Raw genomic sequence first — 19,469 nt, 5'->3', positions numbered from 1 at the left:
CCTCTGTTTTCCTTCAGCGCATACTGGCGCGGAACTTCATCCTGTTACAGAGGCAGGCGTGGTGGATTTCCAAATATTTCGGATTGGCTGGTGCTTCTCCGCCCTCAAGCGCCAGGCACAGCCTCCGGCCGCTTGGCTGCGCGGCACTGGCCGCAGCGCCCGTTCGGGCGCTCCGCCGGCAGTGCCGTCCGCAGGTCACCCATTGATCTTGCTGGAATTCAGTCCAGCAGGATCGTTTCGCCGAAGCCGGGCACGCGGAACGCACTCGCCGCCACGTCGTGCCGCGCCTTCGCGGCTTCGAGCAGCGCCGCGGGTTCCTCGATCGCCTCGTCGGTCAGGCGGAAGAAGGTGCCGAAATGCATCGCCAGGCTGGCCCGCGCACCGCAGGCCAAGTGCGCCCGCACCGCTTCCTCCGGATCCATGTGCTGCGTGCGCATGAACCAGCGCGGCGCATAGGCGCCGATCGGTAGCAGGGCGAGGTCGATCCTTGGAAAGCGCCGGCCAATTTCGGAGAAGTGCGGACACCAGCCGGAATCTCCGGCGAAATAGACGCAGCCGCCATCCGGCGCCTCCATTACGAAGCCGCCCCACAAGGCGCGGTTGCGGTCGAAGGCCGTGCGGGCGGAAAAATGCTGCGAGGGCACGTAGGTGACGCGCAGCCCGGCGACCTCCACGCTGTCCCACCAATCGCATTCGCGCCGGTCGCGCAGCCCGGCCTTGGCCAGCAGCCGGCCGGTGCCGAGGCTGGTGACGGCGGGCGGGGCCCAGCGCGCCTGCACCTGGCGCAGCGTCGCCAGGTCGCAATGGTCGTAGTGGTTGTGGCTGACCAGCAGCAGGTCCACGCCTGGCAGCGCCGCCAGGGGCTGCCCCGGCGCGCGCACCCGCTTCGGCCCGGCGAAGGACAGCGGGCTGGCGCGCGGCGACCAGACCGGGTCGATCAGCACGGCGACGGCACCGATCTGCACAAGCCAACTCGCATGGCCGATGAAGGTCGCGGCGATGCGGCCTGGCCCGATGCGCGGCGGAGGCGGCCGGGGCGGGTCCTCGATCCAGCGCGGCCAGGGCACCGGCCTGCGCGCCCGGTACCAGCGCCAGACATCGGGCAGGCCGTGGTCCGTGGCATCGTGCAGGTTGACGTAGCGCCCGGCCTCGCGCCGGGCGGCAAAATCCGTCACGCGCGCTCCCGCACCGTCGCCAGGATCGCCGCGCCGATGGCGAGGAACACCAGCACCGTCGCCATGCCCAGGCGCTGGCTGCCGGTTGCCGTCGTCACCGCCGCCAGCGCCGCGGGGCCGAGGAAGCCGGTGATGCGGCCGGACAGGGCGAACAGCCCGAAATGCGCGGAGACTTCGCCCGGCGGCGCCAACCGCGCCATGAAGCTGCGGCTGGCCGCCTGCGCCGGGCCGAAGAACAGGCCGAGCGACAGCGCCATGATCCAGAACCACAGCTCCGACGTTGCCAGCAGCAGCCCTGCGCCGAGCACCACCATCGCCAGCAGCGCACCCAGCACCATGCGGCGCGAGCCGACGCGGTCCTCGATCAGCGCGAAGCCGGCGGCACCGAGCCCGGCGGTGACGTTCATGGCGATGCCGAACAGCAGGATACGGTCGAGCCCCATGCCGAAGACGCCGGCGGCATAGATCGCACCAAACGCGAACAGCGTGTTCAGCCCATCCGTGTAGAACAGCCGCGCCACCAGGAAACGTGCCAGCGCCGGATTGCGCGGCAGGGTGCGGATCAGGCCGGCAATCTCCTCCAGCCCGCGCGCGGCGGCCTGTGCCCAGCTCGGACGCGGGCCGGCGGGGTCCGGCAGCGCCACCAGCAAGGGCCAGGAGAACACCAGCAGCCAGGCCGCCACCAGCAGCGCCACGGCGCGCACATGCTCCGACGCCGCGCGGTCCAGCCCGAACCACGCCGGGTCCGGCTGGATCAGCACCACCAGGGACAGCGCCAGGCACGCCAGCCCCCCGGCATAGCCGAGGCCCCAGCCGAAGCCGGAGACGCGGCCGAGCCGCCCGGGCGGCGCCACGCTGGGCAGCATCGAGTTGTAGAACACCGTGCCGATTTCGAAGGCGATCGTCGCGAGCCCGACGCAGACCAGCGTGTACAGCGCGTAGTCCGGCGCCGGCAGTGCGAACCAGATCATGCCGGTGGCGATCGCCGTCAGCAGGGTCGCGACGCCGAGCATGAGCCGCCGTCGCCCGCCCGCATCCGCCACCGCGCCCAGCACCGGCGAGAGCAGCGCCACGGCGAGGCCGGCGGCCGACTGCATCCAGCCCCACTGCGCCTGGCCGCTGACCGGGTCCGCCGCGATGCCCTGCACGAAATAGGCGGCAATGACGAAGGTGGAGACAACCGTCGGAAAACTGCTGTTCGCCCAGTCATACAGCGCCCAGGCCCAGGCCTTCGGCGTCACGCCGCCACCGGGTTCGCGAAGCCGAGGCGCATGGCGGTATCCGTCCAGATCGCTTGATAGCCGAACCTATCCCAATTCCCATTGTTGGAGCCAGAGGTGCTCGGCAGCACATAGGTCGGCGGAAAGCCCTGCGGCACCAGCTCGCGCGGCAATTCACCGAAGGGCAAGCCGGGCTGGCGCAGGAACAGGCCAGCCGCCGATTTGCTGGTGAAGGCCAGCGCGCCAGGTGCGATGCGCAGGATCGCCTCGCGCAGCCGCGCCCGGTCCTGGTCGGTGATGACGACCTGTCGGTCCACCCCCTGCTGGCCCTTGCCGAGGTCGGTCAGGCCGATGCCGCGGCCGGCCAGCAGCCGGAACTCCTCGGGCCTGAACAGCCGTGGCGTGAAGCCGGCCGTGGCGAGTGCCGGCCAGAAGCGGTTGCCGGGCCGGGCGTAGTAGGCGCCGAGCCGCGCCGAGGTCAGCCCCGCCGCCATGCCGCAGAATACCAGCCGCAGGCCGGGCTCCAGCACATCCGGCAGGACATCGCTCAAGCGAGCGCCGAAAGCGCGCGCGCCGCGACGCCGATCGCTACGAGGTCGCCAAGCCGGGCCGCCTCCCGCGCCAGTCGCGCTGCCTCGGCGCCGCGGGCATCCTGCGGCGCGCCGCCGGCGAGCCGGGCGCGCGCGAGGCTGGCCTGCACGGCGGCGAGGTCGCCCAGCGCCTCCGCCCGCGCCCGCGCCGCGAAGGGTCCGGCGGTGCGGGCGGAATCGGCGGCGGCGCGCAGGGCGTCGAGGCAGAATTCCTCGCCCACTGCGCTCCAGGCGGCCGCCGCGGCTTTGGGCGTGGCGCCGCTTTCGGCGGCCAGCCGCACCACGGCCGGCGCTGCTGCCAGCCGGGCCGCGCCGGCGGCCAGCGCCGCCACTTCCGCCGGCAGCCCGGCCGAGCGCAGCCTTGTCGCCTCCGCATCCGGAGCGGCGGCTTCGGCGGCGACCAGGGCGGCGACGCCGGGCTCCAGCGCCGCCAGGGCCGCCGCCAGCGGGGCATCGCCACCGGCCAGCATCAGCTCCCGCGTTGCGGATTCCTGCAGCCGGCGCAGCGCGCGCTGTGCGCCGAGGCGCTGTGCCACCGGGGCCGGCGCCGCATCCGCCGCCGCCGCCGCCGCATCCAGCCCGAACAGCGCCTGCGCCAGCCAGGCCGCCCGCGCCACCTCCGCCCCGCCACCGACGGTGCCGGCCAGCCGGCCGAGGGCCGCGGTGCCGAGCCGGTTGGCGACGACATTGGCGAGCGCCGTCGCCACCAGTTCGCGCCGCAGCCGATGGCGCGCGATCAGATCCGGGAAGCGGTCCTGCAGCGCGCTCGGAAAGTAGTCGCGCAGCAGGGGCGCCAATGCCGGCTCGTCGGGCAGCCCGCTCGCCTCGATCGCCTCGGTCAGCCACAGCTTCGCGGGGGCGAGCAGGGAGGCGAGTTCGGGCCGCGTCAGGCCCTGGTCCGCCGCCGCCCGCGCCCGCAGCGCCGCGGCATCCGGCAGGCCGGCGACGGCACGGTCCAGGATGCCCTCGGCCTCCAGCCGAGCCATGAGCGCGGCATGGGCAGACAGGTCCTCGGCGGCGCCCATCGCCTCCAGGCTGATCGAGATGGATTGCGCGTGATTGTCGGCCAGCACCAGGCGGCCGACTTCCTCCGTCATCTCGCTCAGCAGGACGTCGCGCTGGCGCCGCGTGAGTGCGCCCTCGCGTTCCGCCTCTGCCAGCAGGATCTTGATGTTGACCTCGTGGTCGGAGGTGCTGACGCCGGCGGAATTGTCGAGCGCGTCGGTGTTCAGGCGGACGCCATGTTGCGCCGCCTCGATGCGCCCGGCCTGGGTGATGCCGAGATTGGCGCCCTCGCCCAGGATGGTGGCGCGCAGGTCGCGGCCATCGACGCGGATCGAATCATTCGCGCGGTCGCCTGCTTCCGCCTGTGTTTCCGTGCTGCCTTTCACATAGGTGCCGATGCCGCCGAAATACAGCAGGTCCACCTTCAGCGTCAGGATCGCGCGCAGGATCACGGCAGGCTCCGCGCGTTCCTCGGCGATGCTGAGCAGGGCGCGAGCTTCCTCGCTCAGCGGCAGCGTCTTGGCGTTGCGCGGCAGCACGGCGCCGCCTTTCGACAGCAGGCGCGATTCGTAGTCCGCCCAGGACGAGCGTGGCAGCGCGAACAGCCGCGCGCGCTCGTTGAATGACACCTCGGGATCGGGATCGGGATCGATGAAGATATGACGGTGGTCGAAGGCCGCGACGAGCCTGGTGCGGCGCGAGATCAGCAAACCGTTGCCGAACACGTCGCCGGACATGTCGCCGATGCCGGCGCAGGTGAATTCGGCATCCTGCACGCCGGCTCCGCGGAGTTCGGCGAAGTGGCGGTCGATCATTACCCAGGCGCCGCGCGCAGTGATGCCCATGCCCTTGTGGTCGTAGCCCGCGGAACCCCCGCTGGCGAAGGCATCGCCGAGCCAGAAGCCATATTCCTCGGACAGGCCATTGGCGATGTCGGAGAACGTCGCCGTGCCCTTGTCGGCGGCGGCCACGATGTACGGATCATCGCCGTCCCGCCGCACGATCGCCGGCGGCGTCACCACGCGACCATCGGCGGCGAAGTTGTCGGTGAGGTCGAGCATGCCGCGCACCAGCGTGCGGTACACGGCGATGCCCTCGGCCATGAAGGCCTCGCGGTCGCTGCTGGGCGGCGGGTGCTTCAGGACGAAGCCGCCCTTCGCGCCGGTCGGCACGATGACCACGTTCTTCAGCCGCTGCGCCTTCATCAGGCCCAGTACCTCGGTGCGGAAATCCTCGCGCCGGTCGGACCAGCGGATGCCGCCGCGCGCGACCGGGCCGGCGCGCAGGTGGCAGCCTTCCATGCGTGGTGAATGCACGAAGATTTCGCGCCACGGCCGCGGCAGCGGCATGTCGCCGGCACGTGCCGAATCCACCTTGAAGGCGAGGTAGGGCTTCTGCTCGTAGAAGTTGGTGCGCAGCATCGCGTCCAGCAGCAACCGCAGGCGGGATAGGATGCGGTCCTCGTCGGGGTTGGCGACGTTGTCCAGCGCCGCCTTCCATTCGGCTTCCAGCGCCGCTTCGGTGCGATCGGCAACCGCCGGGTCGAAGCGGCGGCGGAACAGCGCCAGCAGCACGCGCACCGCATCCGGCTGTGCCGCCAGGGCGTCCTGCACGCTGTCCTGCGCGAAGCCGAAGCCGACCTGCTTCAGCCAGCGGAACATCGCGCGCAGCAGCCAGCATTCGCGCCAATCGAGCCCGGCGCGCAGTACCAGCCGGTTGAAGCCATCAGCCTCGGCCGCACCCTCCAGCAGCGCCGCCAGCGCGCCAAGTATCTCGGGAAAGCGATCCTCCGCCACGTCGACGCCGGCTTCGAGCTGGAAGACGTGCAGCACGACTTCCGGCGCATCGCCCGGCGTCAGGCGGTAGGGCAGTTCCTCGATGGCGCGCAGGCCGAGGCTTTCAAACAGCGGCAGCGCGTCGGCCAGGGGCAGCGGGCGGCCAGGGCTGGCCAGGCGCAGCGTCAGTCGGCGCGGGCCTTCGCCCGCCGTGCGCATCAGCTTCGCCTGCGCCCGGCCCAGGTCCAGGGCCTGTTCCGCCAGATGCAGGTCCGCGACGCCCTGGGCCGCGGTTTCCAGGTCGCGGTAGACGCGCGGGAAGGCGTCACGCCAGCGCATCAGGTGGGGCGCGGCGGCGGCGCCGAATTCCTCCGCCAGCGCTTCCTCCAGCCGGTCCGAGAAGCCGCGCGCGGCCTGGGCCATGGCGGCTTCCAGCGCCGCCTCGTCCACTGGCGGCACGCGGCCGGGCTGGGTGCCGATGACGTAGTGCACGCGCGCCAGCGGCGCATCGCCGAGCAGCGTGTACCAGGCGGAAAGCCGCCCCTGGAAAGCATCCGCCAACAGATGGCCGATGCGCTGGCGCAGCGCGGTGTCGAAGGTATCGCGTGGTAGCCAGGCGATGGCGGCGATGAAACGCTCGAACGGATCGCGCCGCAGCACCAGCGCCGCGCGCGGACGGATCGCGAGGTCAAGCGCGCGCCGTGCGCCAGCCAGGATTTCCGTCTCCGGTGCCTGGAACAGCTCGTCCCGCGGCCAGGTGTCCAGGATGTTGCGCAGGGCCCGGCCATCGTGGCTTTCGGGGTCCAGCCCCGCCATCGCCAGAACCCGGAGAACCTTCTCGCGCAGCAGGGGGATGGCGCGCGGGTTGCGGTTATAGGCATCCGCCGCGAACAGGCCGAGGAACAGCCGCAGGCCGATGACCTGCCCGGCCACGTCGCGGATGCGCGTCATCACCACGTCGGCGTGCTGCGGCCGGTGCACCGTGGCGCGCATGTTGGCCTTGGCGACCACCACCGCCTCCATCCGCCCGAGCGTCGCGCGCACCGCGCCCGGCACCGCGGCCAGGTCGCGCAGCGCGTCGAACACCGGCACCATGCTGTCACGCAGCATGCCGAGGTTGTCTTCCTCCGCCACCAGCAGCGCATTGTCGCCGGACAGCAGCAGGCGGCGATGGCCGAGCAGGACGAAGTTGTCCTCCGCCATCCAATTCAGGAAATCGGAGGCCGCGCCGGCCTCCGCGCCCAGTTCAGACTGCGCCGCGCGCAGCTGCGCCAGCATGGCGCCGAAATCGCCGACGGCGAGGCGGACATCCGCCATGGCGCGGCGCAGCGCCGCCTCCACCGCCGGCCAGTCGGCCGGGCCGGTGCCGGCGAGGGGAATGGTGGCGCCGGCGGCGAGCGAGATGCGCATCATGCTCTCGCGATGCGGCGCGCCCTCCTCGATCGCCAGCAATTGGCCCTCGGCGTCGCGGCGCACCGGCACCACCGGGTGCAGCAGCTGGCGCACCACGCGGCCGGAGACGGTCAGCGCCGCCATCGCGCTGTCCACCAGGAAGGGCATGTCGTCCGTGACGATCTCGGCGATTGCGACGGCACCGCGGCCAGGACCGGGCGGCAACAGGCGCAGCCGGGTCTCGCGCGGGCGGCGTTCGGCGGCGAAGGCGAACAGGCTGGCGGCGGCCTCGGCCAGCGCCTCGGGCGGGGTCGCGGCGAGTTCGGCGGTGGGTACGGCGGCGTGCAGGCGGTGCAGCAGGGCGGCCGCCGCCGGGGGCAGGGCGGGTGCCAGCCGTGCCAGGGCTGCCTCCGCCGCCCGCAGGATCTGCGGGCGCACGCCATCCGAAACCTGTTCGGTCACCGCATCCATCATTCGCCGGGTCCTCCTGCGCCGGAAGCTGGCCCTTTGCGGCAGGCGCCGCAAGTTCGATCCGGCGGCAGCCGCAGGTTCAGGCCGGCTTGCCGATCGCGCGTTTGGCCGGTGCAACCCGACTGACTTCCGGGTTATCAATCACGAATGATCGACAGCCTCGCCGCCCTGCTCGCCCCCATCACGCCGGAGCGCTTCTTCACGGAGCATCTGGACCGTCAGCCGCTGCACATACGGGGCACGCCGGGCAAATTTGCCGATGTGCTGTCCTGGCGGCAGGTGAACCGGCTGCTGGACATGACGCATATCTGGTCCGGCGCCTCGCTCAAGCTGGTGATGGACAGCCAGGCGATCCCGCCGGAGCAGTTCTGCACCCGCGCCACCAGCCGCGACGGCGCGCCGGTGCTGCAGCCGGATGCGAAGCTGGTGCAGGGCTGGATCGCCAAGGGCGCCAGCGTGGTGATGAACGACGTGGACAGCCTGACGCCCGGTCTGGCCAGCGTTTCCTCCGCCCTGGAAGGCGCCGGGCTCGGCAAGTCGCAGGCCAATGTCTACATCAGCTGGCAGAGCCACAAGGCGTTCCGCACGCATTACGACACGCATGATGTCTGGGCGGTGCAGGTGGAGGGCGAGAAGGACTGGAACATCTGGGAGGGCCGCGCCGACCACCCCATCCCCCACCCGGCCTTCCGCGGACAGCCGCAGGCACAGCACGACCAGGCCCGCGGCAAGCTGCGGGAGGTGGTACGGATGCGGCCCGGGGACCTGCTGTACCTGCCGCGTGGCTGGTACCATGACGCCTTGGCCGAAGCCCCGGCCAGCGTGCACATCGCCTACGGCGTCCACGCTCCGCTGGGCATGGATTTCGTGAACCTCCTGTCGGAGCGGATCCTCTATGACCCGGAGTTCCGCAAGCCGCTGCCGCGCCACGATGGCTCGGTGGCGGGAAAGTTTGCGCTGACCCAGCGTGCCGGGCTGCTGGGCCAGCGGCTGGCGGAGCTGTCCCGCGACCCCAAGGTGATGGAGGTATTGGCGCAGTTCGTCTCGAACTACAGCTACGCCCGCGGCGTCTACGACATGCTGGCCGCGCGCGGCATCGCCGCGCCCACGGCGGCGGCGCAGGGCAGCGACGCGCCGGCCTTCCGCATCCTGGTACCTGGTGCGAAGCCGGTGCGGCGCGGTGCGGAGTGGGTGGTGAAGACCGCGCAAGGCAGCATCGTGGTCAGTTCAGCGGAGGCCGAGGCCGCCACCTGGCTGCTCGCCCGGCCGGATGTGACGGCGGCGGAACTCGCCGCTGCCGCGCCAGCGGTGGATGCGCCCTCGCTGCTCGGCCGGCTGACGGCGGCCGGCCTGCTGGCACCGGCGGCATGAGGGCGCTGCTGGCGCTCGGCGCGCTTGTCCTCGCCGCGAGCCCGGCCGCGGCGCAGCTCCGGCCATTCTCCTGCGTCGGGGCGGAGCGGTTGGAGGATGATGTCATCGCGGTGCCCTTCGCCCGCAACAGCGCCACCCTCGGCCCAGCCGGCCGCGCCGCCATCGCGACCGCCGCCGCCCAGGCCCTGGCGGAGCGGGAGCGCAACATCTGCGTCCTCGGCCATGCGGAACGCGCCGCCGGGGCCGAGACCAGCACCCAGCTCGCCGCCCGCCGCGCTCGCGCCGTGGCGCTGGCGCTGAGCCAGCAGGGCGTGGAGCGCGACCGGGTGCGCGGGGAGGCGCGGGTCGGTGCCTTCAGCGGATCGCAGTCGGAACCTGGTGCCCGCGCCGTCACCATTGTATTGATGCCGGCGCGGTAGTCCGGGCGCAGCCGGCTCAGCCCGCCGCGTAGAGGTAGGCCGGCATCGGCTGGGTGTTGTCGTGCACGCCCTTCACGCCGGGCACATTCTCGGCCAGCACGCGCAGGCCGCGCTGGACTTCCGGGCTGCGGCTGAAGCCGCTGAACTCCACCACGCCGTCCTTCACCTCCACCAGGCTGTAGTAGGTATCGGCCCACGGCTGGTGGCGCATCGCGGCGAGCACGGCGGTGCGGATGCGGTCATCGGAAAGCTGCGCCGGTTCCGACCGTGGTGCCACCAGCGCGCGCAGCAGGTCGGCGCGGGAGACGATGCCGAGCAGGCGGTCATCCTGCGTCACCAGCACGCGGCGGATGTTCTTCTTCTCCATCATCTGCGCCACTTCCGCCGCCGGCGTCGCTGGGCCAGTGGTCACCAGGTCCGTGCTCATCAGGTCGGCCGCCGTCGCGCCATGGGTGCGGGCGAAGCGCAGCGCGTCGCGCTCCGCGCTGTGGAACAGGTTCGCGAGCCACGAGGAGGGCTCCTCCACCTCCCCGGCCAGGCGGCGGATCAGGTCGGCCTCGGTGACGATGCCGAGCAGCCGGCCCGCCGGGTCCAGCACCGGCACGGCGGAAATGCTGCGCTCGCTCAGCAGCCGCGCCATCGCCAGCACCGGCGTCTCGGGCGGCACCGTCACCATTTCGGTCGTCATCAGGTCGCGGGCGGAAAGGCGGGACATGGCCAGGCTCCTCCGGTTGGTGCAACGCAAGGGCGTCGACCCGCGGAAGGCTAGGCGACCTGCCACGGCGCCACCTTGATGCAGGTCAAATCTCTACTCTTTCCCATCCAGCGAGGCACCTGTATGCCTGGGGCCAGAATAACCAAGGGAGACAGGAAAAATGTCCTTCAACATCAGCCGTCGCGGGCTGGCAGCAGGCGCCGCGGTGCTTGCATTGCCCGGCCTCGCACGCGCGCAGGCGCAGCAGCAGATGGCGATCGCGACTGGCACGACGGGCGGCGTCTACTACCCGCTTGGCGGCGCGCTCGCGAACTACATGTCGCGCGACATCGCGGGCATGTCGGCCACGGTCGAGGTCACCGGCGGTTCAGTCGCCAACCTGCAGCTGCTCGGTGCCAACCGCGTCGGCATGGTGATCGCGCAGGTCGATGCCGCGGTGGATGCGGTGCGCGGCAACGACCGCTTCCGTGGGCGTCCCGTCGCGGCACGCGCCATCGCCGTGCTGTACACCAACCGCATGCAGGTCGTGACGGTGGCTTCCACCGGCATCACCAAGATGGGCGACCTGAAGGGCAAGCGCATCTCCACCGGCGCGCCTGGCTCGGCCACGGAAGTCATGGCGCTGCGCCTGATCGAGGGCGCCGGCCTGCACCGCGACAATGATTTCCGCGCGCGGGAGCGCCTGTCGCCAGCCGAGAGCACCAACGCCATCAAGGACGGCAAGCTGGACGCCTACTTCTTCGTCTCCGGCTACCCGACCAGCGCCATCACCGACCTCGGCGCCTCCCCAGGCGTGCAGCTGGTGCTGATCGATCACCACGAGTTCATCCCCGGCATCATCGAGAAGTACGGCCCGGTGTATTTTCCCGAGGAGATTCCGGCCGGCGCCTATCCCGGCCAGACGCGTCCGAACAAGCAGATGTCGGTGGCCAACATCGTCGGCGTCCGCGACGACATGGCGCCCGACCTCGTGACCAAGATCCTCGAGGTGATGTGGAGCAAGCGGGAGGATTGGGCGCAGGTGCATTCCGCCGCGCGCGACTTCAAGCTCGAGGGCCAGAAGACCGCCGCGGCCGGCATCCCTTGGCATCCGGCGGCCGAGGCCTTCTGGAAGGCGCGCGGCGCGACGCTCGCCTGAGCCGCCGCTGACAACCTGACCCTGAGCCCGGGGGTGGCGCGAGCCATCCCCGGCTTTCCGCATTTCCGACCACCCCCCGTTCGACCGATCTCCCGTTCCACCGGCGGAGCAGCCCACACGTGACACAGACCGGCGCGACATCGCCCAGCCCTTCGCCCAGCCCTTTGCACAGTCCATTGCCGCCCGAGATCGCTCCCGGCGTGCTCGACGAAGCTACCGCCGCGCGCCTGCAGGCGCTGATGGAGGAGGAGGAGGGCACGCTCAGCAGATACACCGGCTGGCTCGGCTTCCTCGGCACCGGCCTCGCGCTGTCGATGAGCCTGTTCCACCTGTGGGCGGCGTGGGACATCGTGCCGACGACGACGCTGCGCTTCGTCCATGTCGGCTTCACGCTGCTGCTGGGTTTCCTGATGTTCCCGGCGGCGAAGCGCTTCCGCCACCGGCTGATGCCCTGGGATGCGGCGCTGGCCGCGGCCGGTGTCTATGTCATCTGGTACATGGTCGCGGGCGGCGACGAGTTGCAGGACCGCGCCATCTTCCCTGAGCCGATGGACCTCGTCGTCGGCTGGATGATGATCGCGCTGGTGCTGGAGGCGGCGCGGCGCGCCACCGGGCCGGTGATGCCCTGCGTCGCCATCGGATTCCTGCTGTACGCCTTCTTCGGCCACTGGCTGCCGGCGCCCTGGCAGCACCAGGGCTATGACAGCGAACGCATCATCCCGCATCTCACCATCGGCCTCGATGGCATCTTCGGCACCGCAATCGATGTTTCCGCCACGCTGATCATCCTGTTCACCATCTACGGCGCCATCCTGCAGGCCAGTGGCGCCGGCAAGTTCTTCGTCGACTTCTCCTTCGCCGCCACCGGCGGCAAGGCGGCGAGCGCCGGGCGCACGGTGGTGCTGTCCTCCTTCCTGCTCGGGGGGCCTTCGGGCTCGGGCGTCGCCACCACCGTCACGCTCGGCACCGTGGCGTGGCCGATGATGAAGAAGGTGGGCTACAGGCCGGACGATGCCGGCGGGCTGCTGGCGGCCGGCGGCCTTGGCGCCATCATCTCGCCGCCCGTGCTGGGGGCGGCGGCGTTCCTGATCGCCGAATACCTGAACATCGGCTACCTCGACGTGCTGCAGATGGCGGTCATTCCGACCATCCTCTACTACGCCTCGCTGCTGTTCATGGTGGAGCTGGACCAGCGGCGCATCGCGGCCAGCGGGACGCCGATGGCGAATGACGTGATCCAGGTGGAGCCGATCCCGCAGATGCTGCGGAAGTACGGCTTCCACTTCACCTCGCTCATCGCGATCATCGTCTTCATGGTGATGGGGTATTCGGCGACGCTGTCGGTGCTCTACGCCATGGTCGCGGCGGTGCTGCTGTCCTTCATCCGGCCGGACCAGGCGCTGTGGCCGCGCAAGCTGATCGAGACGCTGGCCTCCGGCGCCATCCAGGCGGTGGGCATCGCGGCGACCTGCGCCAGCGCCGGCATCATCGTCGGCGTCATCACGCTGACCGGTCTCGGGCTGAAGTTCAGCGACATCGCCATCCAGGCCGCTGGTGGTTCTGTGGTGGTGACGGCGATCTACACGGCGCTGATCGTCTGGGTCATCGGCCTCGCGGTGCCGGTGACGGCCAGCTACATCATCTGCGCGGTGGTGGCGGCGCCGGCGCTGACCAAGCTCGGCGTGCCGGCCTACGCGGCGCACATGTTCGTCTTCTACTACGCGGTGCTGAGCGAGGTCTCGCCGCCCACCGCGCTGTCGCCCTTCGCCGCCGCGGCGATCACCGGGGCGGGGCCGTACCGCACCACGATGAAGGCGTGGAAATACACCCTGCCTGCCTTCGTGCTGCCCTTCGTCTTCGTCACCGACCCGACCGGCGTCGGCCTGCTGCTGAACTTCGAGGGCGACATGGGCTGGCTGGACGTGGCCTGGCAGGTGCTGGCCGCGGTGATCGGCCTGGCGGCGCTGGCGGCCGCCTGCCAGGGCTTCCTGATCCGCGCGCTGAGCGGCGTGGAGCGCGCGCTGCTGGTGGTGGCGGGCCTGCTCATCATGTTCCCGGCGATGCTGGAGGCGCTGGCGCCGGGCGTGGTGCCGTTCCCGTACATGATCGGGCTGGTGATGGCCGCGGTGCTGCTGGGGGTGCAGTGGCGCGGCCGCACCGCCTGAGCCTCGCCGGCTGCGGGCTGGCGCTGCTGCTGGCCGGCTGCGGCGACACGCCGCTGGCGGATGCGCTGCGTGGGCCGGTAGGGCCCATGCAGTCGGCCGCCGCCTCGGAGCCTTCCGGGCCGGTCTTGCTGGTGTCCGGCGCGCGGCGCCCGTTCCGCTTCACGCTGTTGCAGCATGCCGGCGGACAGCGGTTGTGGCGGGCGGAGGGGGGCGCGGCGCTATCGACGCAGGGCGCCCGCATCACCGCGACGGCCGGCCTCGGGGCGGGGCTTGCGGCAACCCGGCTGGAGGGGGCGGACCCGCTGGAAGACCCGCGCGCGCTGCCGGGGCGGGAGGAGGTGCGGAGCGTGCGGAGCATCGACCTCCAGGGGGCCACGCGCAGCCCGCAGGACCTGCGCTTCGGCGTGCAACTGGCCTGCCGCATGACGGTGGCGGAGGAGGGGGCCTGGCTCGTCCTTACGGAACGCTGCAGCGGTGACGACATCGATTTCACCAACCGCTTTTGGGCGGAGGCCGCGACCGGCGCCGTGCGGCGCAGCGAGCAATGGGTGGGCGATGCGACGCTGACGGTGGAAGCCTACGGCCTGTAGCCGCAGCTACCGCCAGCCAATCCCGGCCGCGCGCATCCGCCGCATCACGAACCCCATCCAGGCGAGCTGCACCGCCAGTGCCGGCAGCACCACCAGCGGCTTGGTCCCGGGCGAAAGGCCAAGGAACCACAGCGCCAGCGCGGCGTGGAAGCCCGCAAAGCCCCAATGCGCGGCAGCGATGGCGCGGGTCGGCACGCCGCTGCGCTGCGCCAGCTGGTACAGGTGGGTGCGATGCCCCTCGGCCAGGCGTTGGCGCATGACGGCACGGCGGGCGAGGGTGAAGCCGGCATCGAACAGCAGGCCGAACAGCAGCAGGGGCACGATCAGGAAGGACAGTTCCTGGCTGTCGAAGCGGGACGCCGCGACGGCCAGCACCGCCAGCATGAAGCCGGCAAACTGGCTGCCGACATCGCCCATGAAGATGCGCGCCGGGTGCAGGTTGAAGGGCAGGAAGCCGGCAAAGCCCGCGGCCAGCACCAGCGCCGCGCCGTAGATGAACCAGCCGCCCTGCAAGGCGCCGATCAGCGCCAGCGCCAGGCTCGCCACCAGCAGCGTGCCGCCGACCAGCCCGTCGAGCCCATCCATGAAGTTCACCGCATTGGTGCAGCCGACGATCCAGACCAGGGTGATGGCAAGCCCGAGCCAGCCCAGCTCGACCTCCCCCACATAGGGCAAGGCGAGCCGCGTCAGGGTGAGGCCGGAGGCCAGCGCCACCATCGCCGCCGCGCATTGCGCCGCCAGGCGCAGCTTGGCCGAAAGGTCGCGCACGTCATCGGCCAGTGCCACCGCGGCGATGGCGAGTGCCGCGTAGATGACGCCGAGGAACTGCGCATCCGCCAGGCGCGCGAAGGTGGCCCCCTGGAACATCACCAGCATGCCGGCGATGAAGGCGACGACGACGCCGACGCCACCGCCGCGCGGCGTCGGCTGGCTGTGCGCGCTGCGGGCGTTGGGGTGGTCCAGGATCGGGAAGGCGATCATCAGGAACACCGTCACGGCGGAGAGGCCGGCGAGCGCCCCCGCGAAGACCAGGTGCTGGAAGATGGCGTAGGCTTGCATGGATCAGGGGATGAGCCGCGTGGGCTCCAGGCTGGCATAGACGTCGCCGGAATTGGCCTCGTGCGGCAGGGAGTCGATCCAGGCGGCCATGGCGGCGGCGGGGACCGGCACGGGATGGGCGAAGGTCATGGCCTCGCCCAGGCAGGCGTTGAAGGCGCGGAAGCCGAGGTCCGAAAGCCGATCCAGGCAATCCCGGGCGACGTCCCGCTGGATCGTGGTGAACTCGAAGGACAGGGACCGGGGGGCGCGGCTCAGGCCCGACAGCGCCGTGGCCTCGTAGCCCTCGACGTCGATCTTGATGAAGTTCGGGACGCCATGCGCCGCAGCCAGCGCATCCAGGGTGGTGACCGGCAGGTGCAACTCGGTGTCCCAGACCTGCCCCTCCCAGCCCGGCGCACCGGCGGCGGCGGCCACGAAGTCCTCCGACGCGCTGGCGACGGTCGGATTGCGTGAATTGACGCGCAGCGTGGCGGTGCCGGGGGCGGCACCGACCAGGGCGGAGACCAGGGTGAAGCCGGGGGTGCGGCCGTGCAACAGGCGCAGGAGGCGGGCGAGGCGCGGCTGCGGCTCCACCGCCAGCGCGCGGGCGCCAAGCCGGAGAAAACTGGCGCTGCGGTCGCCGACATGGCTGCCGATATCGAAGCCGAGGTCATCGGGGCCGAGGAAGCGCGCGTGGAAGGCATCGAGCGCCGCGGCTCGGCCCGGCGTGTAGTAGGTGCGGAGCGAATGGCGGATGGCGGCGGCCGTCGTCACGCGAATACCACCGCCGCACCGCCGGCATGTTCCGGCGGCACCATGATGCCATCCGGCGCCTCCACCACCGGCAGGCCGGCCAGCACGGCGCGCGCGGCGTGGCCCTGGTCGCTGGTGCGCAGCACCATGCCTGCCAGGAAGGGCAGCGCCGGCGGCGTGAGGCCGGGTAGCACCTGCGGCAGCGCCGCGGGCGGCAGGATGCGCAGATGCGTCGGCAGCGCCGGAGAGAATGGGCCGGCGCCGCCCGCCACGCCGGGCAAGGTCAGCACGAAGCCGGCCAGCGGGTCCGGGCGGGCCGGCTGGCCGGTGAGGCGGGACAGGCGGGCGGTCGCCTCGGCCGGGTTTTCGGCAACCAGGATGGCGGTCTCCAGCGCGATGGCGGCGTTGCGGTGGCCCATCCAGCGGCGATCCCAGACCAGCTCGGGCGTCAGGTGCTGCACCAGCTGGATGCGGCCCTCGGGCGCGTCGGGGAAGGGCAGGCGGGCAAAGCGGGCGGTGGGGCCACCGGCCTCGACAGGGCGTTCCAGCCAGGCGATGCCGGGGATGTCGAGGCCGCCGCGGCGCAGGCGTTCCAGGTTTCCCTCCGCGTCCTGGATGCCGAAGGCGCAGATATGCGCCCCGGTGTAGCGGGCCAGGAAGCGGTCCAGGCCGTTGGCGAACAGGCTCGGGTCGACCAGGCCGAGCAGCTCGATGTAGCCGTGTTCCAGGAAGGCACAGCGGTTGGCTGTGCCGAAGGGCTCCGTGGCGCTGGCCGGCGTGCGCTTGCCGGATTGCTGCGCCAGCGGCGATAGCGCGAAGCCCATGCGTTCCCAGGCAGCGGTGAGCGCGCCGAGGTCCCGGGTGCAGAGGCCCAGATGGTCGAGGGTGGTGGCGACGGTCACAGGCTTGGGTTCTCGTATTTCGGCAGCAGCCATTCGGCGGGCTCGGCGGCGGCTTCCTTGTACCAACGGTCGACCAGGGGATGGGCACGGACGGCGTCGCGATAGGCCCGGCTGGTGGCGGAAATCTCGGGCTGCCAGGTGATGAAGCGGGCGACGACGGGGGCGTACATCGCATCCACCAGGCCGAAGCTGTCGCCCATCAGGAAGGGGCCGCCATGCGGCGCCAGCGCCTCGGCCCAGATCGCCTCGATGCGGGCGATGTCGGCCAGGCTGCCGGGATTGCGGCCATGGCCGGCGAAATCCCGGCCGAGGTTCATCGGCATGGCCATGCGCAGGGCGCGGAACCCGGCATGCATTTCCGCCGCGATGCTGCGGGCATGAGCGCGCGCGCTGCGGTTGCGCGGCCAGAGGTCCGCCTTGAACTCGGCGCAGTACTCCGCGATCGACAGGCTTTCCCAGATCCGGGCGCCGCGATGTTCCAGGTAGGGGACCAGCGCGTTCGGCGAGATGTCCTTGATTGCCTGGGTGTTGCCGCCGCCGGCGAGGGGGATCAGCTCCTCCGTCACGTCGAGATCGGCAAGATGCACCATCAGCCAGCCGCGCAGGCTCCAGGAGGAGTAGCGCTTGGTCCCGATCACCAGCCTGCCTTCGGCCATCTTGTCCCCCGCACCCGTCATGCCGAGCCGGAAACTGCCATGAACCGGCCGCGGCGTCGAACCCGGCAGGGGCACCGCCGGTGCCTGAGCCCCGGCTCGCCTTCCGGCGGAGCCGGCGCGCGGCTATGGAGGGTTCATGGCGGCATCGGCGCGGGATCGCATTCTCCTCAATCTGGGGCTGGACGGGCTGGTGGCGGCGATCGCGCTGCCGGCCGCCGTGTGGCTGGCGGCGCCTGGCGCCTGGCCGCCGGGCCTGTGGTGGCTCGGCGCCGTGCCGTGGGCGGTGGCGGCGCTGCTGCTGGCCGGGCTGCCGCTGCGGCTGCCGCAGCAGTACTGGCGCTTCGCCTCGCTGCCCGAATTGCTGGCGAGTTCCGCGGCGGCGGCCGGCGGGGCGCTGCTGTTCTCGGCGGGCCTTCGCCTCGGGGGCGCCTGGCATTCGGGGAATATCGGGTTTCCGGTGATCCATGCGCTGGTGCTGGCGGCGCTGCTGGCGGCGCCGCGCATTGCCGCCCGCCTGCAACATGCCGGCCGCGCCGGGCCGTTGAGCGAAACCCCGGCGCAACCGGCGTTGCTGGTCGGCGCGGGGGAAGGGGCGGACCTTTTCATCCGCGCGCTCGCCCAGCAACGCAGCCCGGCCTACCGGGTGGTGGGCATCCTGTCGCAGCGTGCCCGGCAGTTGGGGCGCCGCATCCATGGCCTGCCGATCCTCGGCACGGTGGAGGATGCGGCCGCCGTGCTGGATGGGTTGCGGGAGGAAGGGCGGTTGCCGGCGCAGATCATCCTGGCGACGCCGCAGATGCAGGGCAGCGAGCTGCAACGGCTGCTGGATGCGGCGGACCGGCATGGCGTGCCGGTGAAGCGCGCGCCCCGGCCGACCGCGCTCGGCCCCGCCAGCCGGCGGCCCGGCGAACGCGCGGAGCCGGAACAGCGCGTGCGGCTGCGGCCGGTGGAGATCGAGGACCTGCTGGACCGCCCGCAGGTGCCGCTGGACCGGGAGGGCATGGCGCGGCTGGTGCAGGGCAGGCGCGTGCTGGTGACCGGCGCGGGTGGCACCATCGGCGGGGAACTGGCGCGGCAGGTGGCAGCGTTGGGGCCGGCGAGCCTGACGCTGCTCGATCATGGCGAATACGTGCTGTACGAAATCGACCTGGAACTGCGCGAGCGCCATCCGGATGTACCGCGCCGCGCCGTACTGGCCGATGTGCGCGATGCCGAGCGGATCGGCCGGCTGTTCCGCGAGATAAGGCCGGAGCTGGTGTTCCACGCCGCCGCGCTGAAGCACGTGCCGATGGTGGAGAATGACCCGCTGGAGGGGCTGCTGACCAATGCCGCGGGCACGCGGGTGGTCGCCGATGCGGCGCGGGCGGCGGGGTGTTCGCTGATGGTGTTCATCTCGACCGACAAGGCGGTGAACCCGACCAGCGTCATGGGCGCCTCCAAGCGCGTCGCCGAGATGTACTGCCAGGCGCTGGACCGCATGGCGCGGGCGAGCGGGACGGGGATGCGGCTGGTGACCGTGCGCTTCGGCAACGTGCTGGGCTCCACCGGGTCCGTTGTGCCGCTGTTCCGCCGGCAGTTGGAACGCGGCGGGCCGCTGACGGTGACGCATCCGGATATGCGCCGGTACTTCATGACGGTGCGGGAGGCGGTGGGGCTGGTGCTGCAGGCCAGCGTGGTGGGCGCGACGGACCGCGCCGACCAGCCGAAGGAATTGCGCGAGGGCGGGATCTTCGTGCTCGACATGGGCGAACCGGTGAAGATCGTGGACCTGGCGCGGCGGATGATTCGGCTGGCGGGGCTGCGGCCGGAGGAGGATGTGGAGATCCGCTTCACCGGGCTGCGGCCGGGGGAGAAGCTGTTCGAGGAGTTGTTCCACGGGCAGGAGCCGCCGCAGCCGACGAATTTCGCCGGGCTGCTGGTGGCGGTGCCGCGGACCACGGATGCGGAGGTGATGGGGCGGGCGATCGACGAGATCGCCGCGCTGGCGGAAGCGGGGGATTCGGCAGGGGCGTTGGCGCGGCTGGGCGGGCTGGTGCCGGAGTTTGCGCATGAGAAAGCTGGCGGATAGCCGAAAAAAGGAGGGGGCGCGGGGGA

Annotated in this window: 15 protein-coding genes; 6 read left to right on the top strand and 9 right to left on the bottom strand. The window is 71.6% G+C overall.

Translation table 11 applies throughout. The annotated features are described in order from the left end of the window. Positions 1–218: 218 nt before the first annotated feature. The 4 genes from ACLF3G_RS06825 to ACLF3G_RS06810 are packed head-to-tail and all read right to left on the bottom strand — an operon-like array spanning position 219 to position 7,631. Positions 219–1,175, bottom strand: coding sequence for an MBL fold metallo-hydrolase (locus ACLF3G_RS06825; RefSeq protein ID WP_430668592.1), 957 nt, complete (start codon positions 1,173–1,175; stop codon positions 219–221). Further along, positions 1,172–2,416, bottom strand: coding sequence for an MFS transporter (locus ACLF3G_RS06820; protein ID WP_430668591.1), 1,245 nt, complete (start codon positions 2,414–2,416; stop codon positions 1,172–1,174). The genes ACLF3G_RS06825 and ACLF3G_RS06820 overlap by 4 nt, the downstream gene beginning before the upstream one ends. Beyond that, complete coding sequence (locus ACLF3G_RS06815) at positions 2,413–2,946, bottom strand: mismatch-specific DNA-glycosylase (RefSeq protein ID WP_430668590.1); 534 nt, start codon at positions 2,944–2,946, stop codon at positions 2,413–2,415. Before ACLF3G_RS06815 ends, ACLF3G_RS06820 begins: the two co-directional genes overlap by 4 nt. Continuing rightward, positions 2,943–7,631, bottom strand: coding sequence for an NAD-glutamate dehydrogenase domain-containing protein (locus ACLF3G_RS06810; protein WP_430668589.1), 4,689 nt, complete (start codon positions 7,629–7,631; stop codon positions 2,943–2,945). Before ACLF3G_RS06810 ends, ACLF3G_RS06815 begins: the two co-directional genes overlap by 4 nt. A gap of 144 nt (positions 7,632–7,775) precedes the next feature. On the opposite strand from ACLF3G_RS06810, the gene ACLF3G_RS06805 reads away from it, so the two are divergent. Then, a complete protein-coding gene (locus ACLF3G_RS06805) occupies positions 7,776–8,999 on the top strand; it encodes a cupin domain-containing protein (RefSeq protein ID WP_430668588.1) in 1,224 nt (407 codons plus the stop codon). Then, positions 8,996–9,418, top strand: a complete 423-nt coding sequence (locus ACLF3G_RS06800; RefSeq protein ID WP_430668587.1) for an OmpA family protein — start codon at positions 8,996–8,998, stop codon at positions 9,416–9,418. The genes ACLF3G_RS06805 and ACLF3G_RS06800 overlap by 4 nt, the downstream gene beginning before the upstream one ends. 16 nt (positions 9,419–9,434) lie before the next feature. On the opposite strand, the gene ACLF3G_RS06795 is transcribed toward ACLF3G_RS06800, so the two are convergent. After that, positions 9,435–10,133 (bottom strand): CBS domain-containing protein, encoded by a 699-nt coding sequence (locus ACLF3G_RS06795; protein WP_430668586.1) that lies wholly within the window; start codon positions 10,131–10,133, stop codon positions 9,435–9,437. 160 nt (positions 10,134–10,293) lie between these two features. On the opposite strand from ACLF3G_RS06795, the gene ACLF3G_RS06790 reads away from it, so the two are divergent. From ACLF3G_RS06790 to ACLF3G_RS06780, 3 genes are all read left to right on the top strand, one after another. Further along, complete coding sequence (locus ACLF3G_RS06790) at positions 10,294–11,271, top strand: TAXI family TRAP transporter solute-binding subunit (protein WP_430668585.1); 978 nt, start codon at positions 10,294–10,296, stop codon at positions 11,269–11,271. 200 nt (positions 11,272–11,471) lie between these two features. Continuing rightward, positions 11,472–13,436 carry a TRAP transporter permease gene (locus tag ACLF3G_RS06785; RefSeq protein WP_430668584.1) on the top strand — a complete coding sequence of 655 codons (1,965 nt, stop codon included), beginning with the start codon at positions 11,472–11,474 and terminating at the stop codon, positions 13,434–13,436. After that, entirely contained in the window at positions 13,415–14,026 is a 612-nt protein-coding gene (locus tag ACLF3G_RS06780) for a YjbF family lipoprotein (protein ID WP_430668583.1), read from the top strand. Before ACLF3G_RS06785 ends, ACLF3G_RS06780 begins: the two co-directional genes overlap by 22 nt. A 6-nt stretch (positions 14,027–14,032) precedes the next feature. On the opposite strand, the gene ACLF3G_RS06775 is transcribed toward ACLF3G_RS06780, so the two are convergent. From ACLF3G_RS06775 to ACLF3G_RS06760, 4 genes are read right to left on the bottom strand one after another with little or no spacing between them, the layout of a single operon-like run. Next, on the bottom strand, positions 14,033–15,085 hold the full coding sequence (locus ACLF3G_RS06775) for a glycosyltransferase family 4 protein (protein ID WP_430668582.1): 1,053 nt from the start codon (positions 15,083–15,085) through the stop codon (positions 14,033–14,035). Between the two features lie 3 nt (positions 15,086–15,088). Next, positions 15,089–15,838: an FkbM family methyltransferase gene (locus ACLF3G_RS06770; RefSeq protein WP_430668581.1), complete on the bottom strand. Its 750-nt coding sequence runs from the start codon at positions 15,836–15,838 to the stop codon at positions 15,089–15,091. After that, the gene (locus tag ACLF3G_RS06765; protein WP_430668580.1) at positions 15,835–16,719 is read right to left on the bottom strand and encodes a VOC family protein; all 885 of its coding nucleotides are present in this window, start codon (positions 16,717–16,719) and stop codon (positions 15,835–15,837) included. Before ACLF3G_RS06765 ends, ACLF3G_RS06770 begins: the two co-directional genes overlap by 4 nt. Further along, positions 16,716–17,375, bottom strand: coding sequence for a glutathione S-transferase family protein (locus ACLF3G_RS06760; protein WP_430668579.1), 660 nt, complete (start codon positions 17,373–17,375; stop codon positions 16,716–16,718). The genes ACLF3G_RS06765 and ACLF3G_RS06760 overlap by 4 nt, the downstream gene beginning before the upstream one ends. Before the next feature lie 136 nt (positions 17,376–17,511). On the opposite strand from ACLF3G_RS06760, the gene ACLF3G_RS06755 reads away from it, so the two are divergent. Then, a complete protein-coding gene (locus tag ACLF3G_RS06755; RefSeq protein WP_430668578.1) occupies positions 17,512–19,443 on the top strand; it encodes a polysaccharide biosynthesis protein in 1,932 nt (643 codons plus the stop codon). Positions 19,444–19,469 lie beyond the last annotated feature (26 nt).

The sequence above is a fragment of the Falsiroseomonas sp. HC035 genome, from assembly GCF_050563525.1.
In the GTDB taxonomy this organism is placed as follows: Bacteria; Pseudomonadota; Alphaproteobacteria; order Acetobacterales; family Acetobacteraceae; genus Falsiroseomonas.
This window is presented reverse-complemented; position numbering and strand designations above follow the sequence as displayed.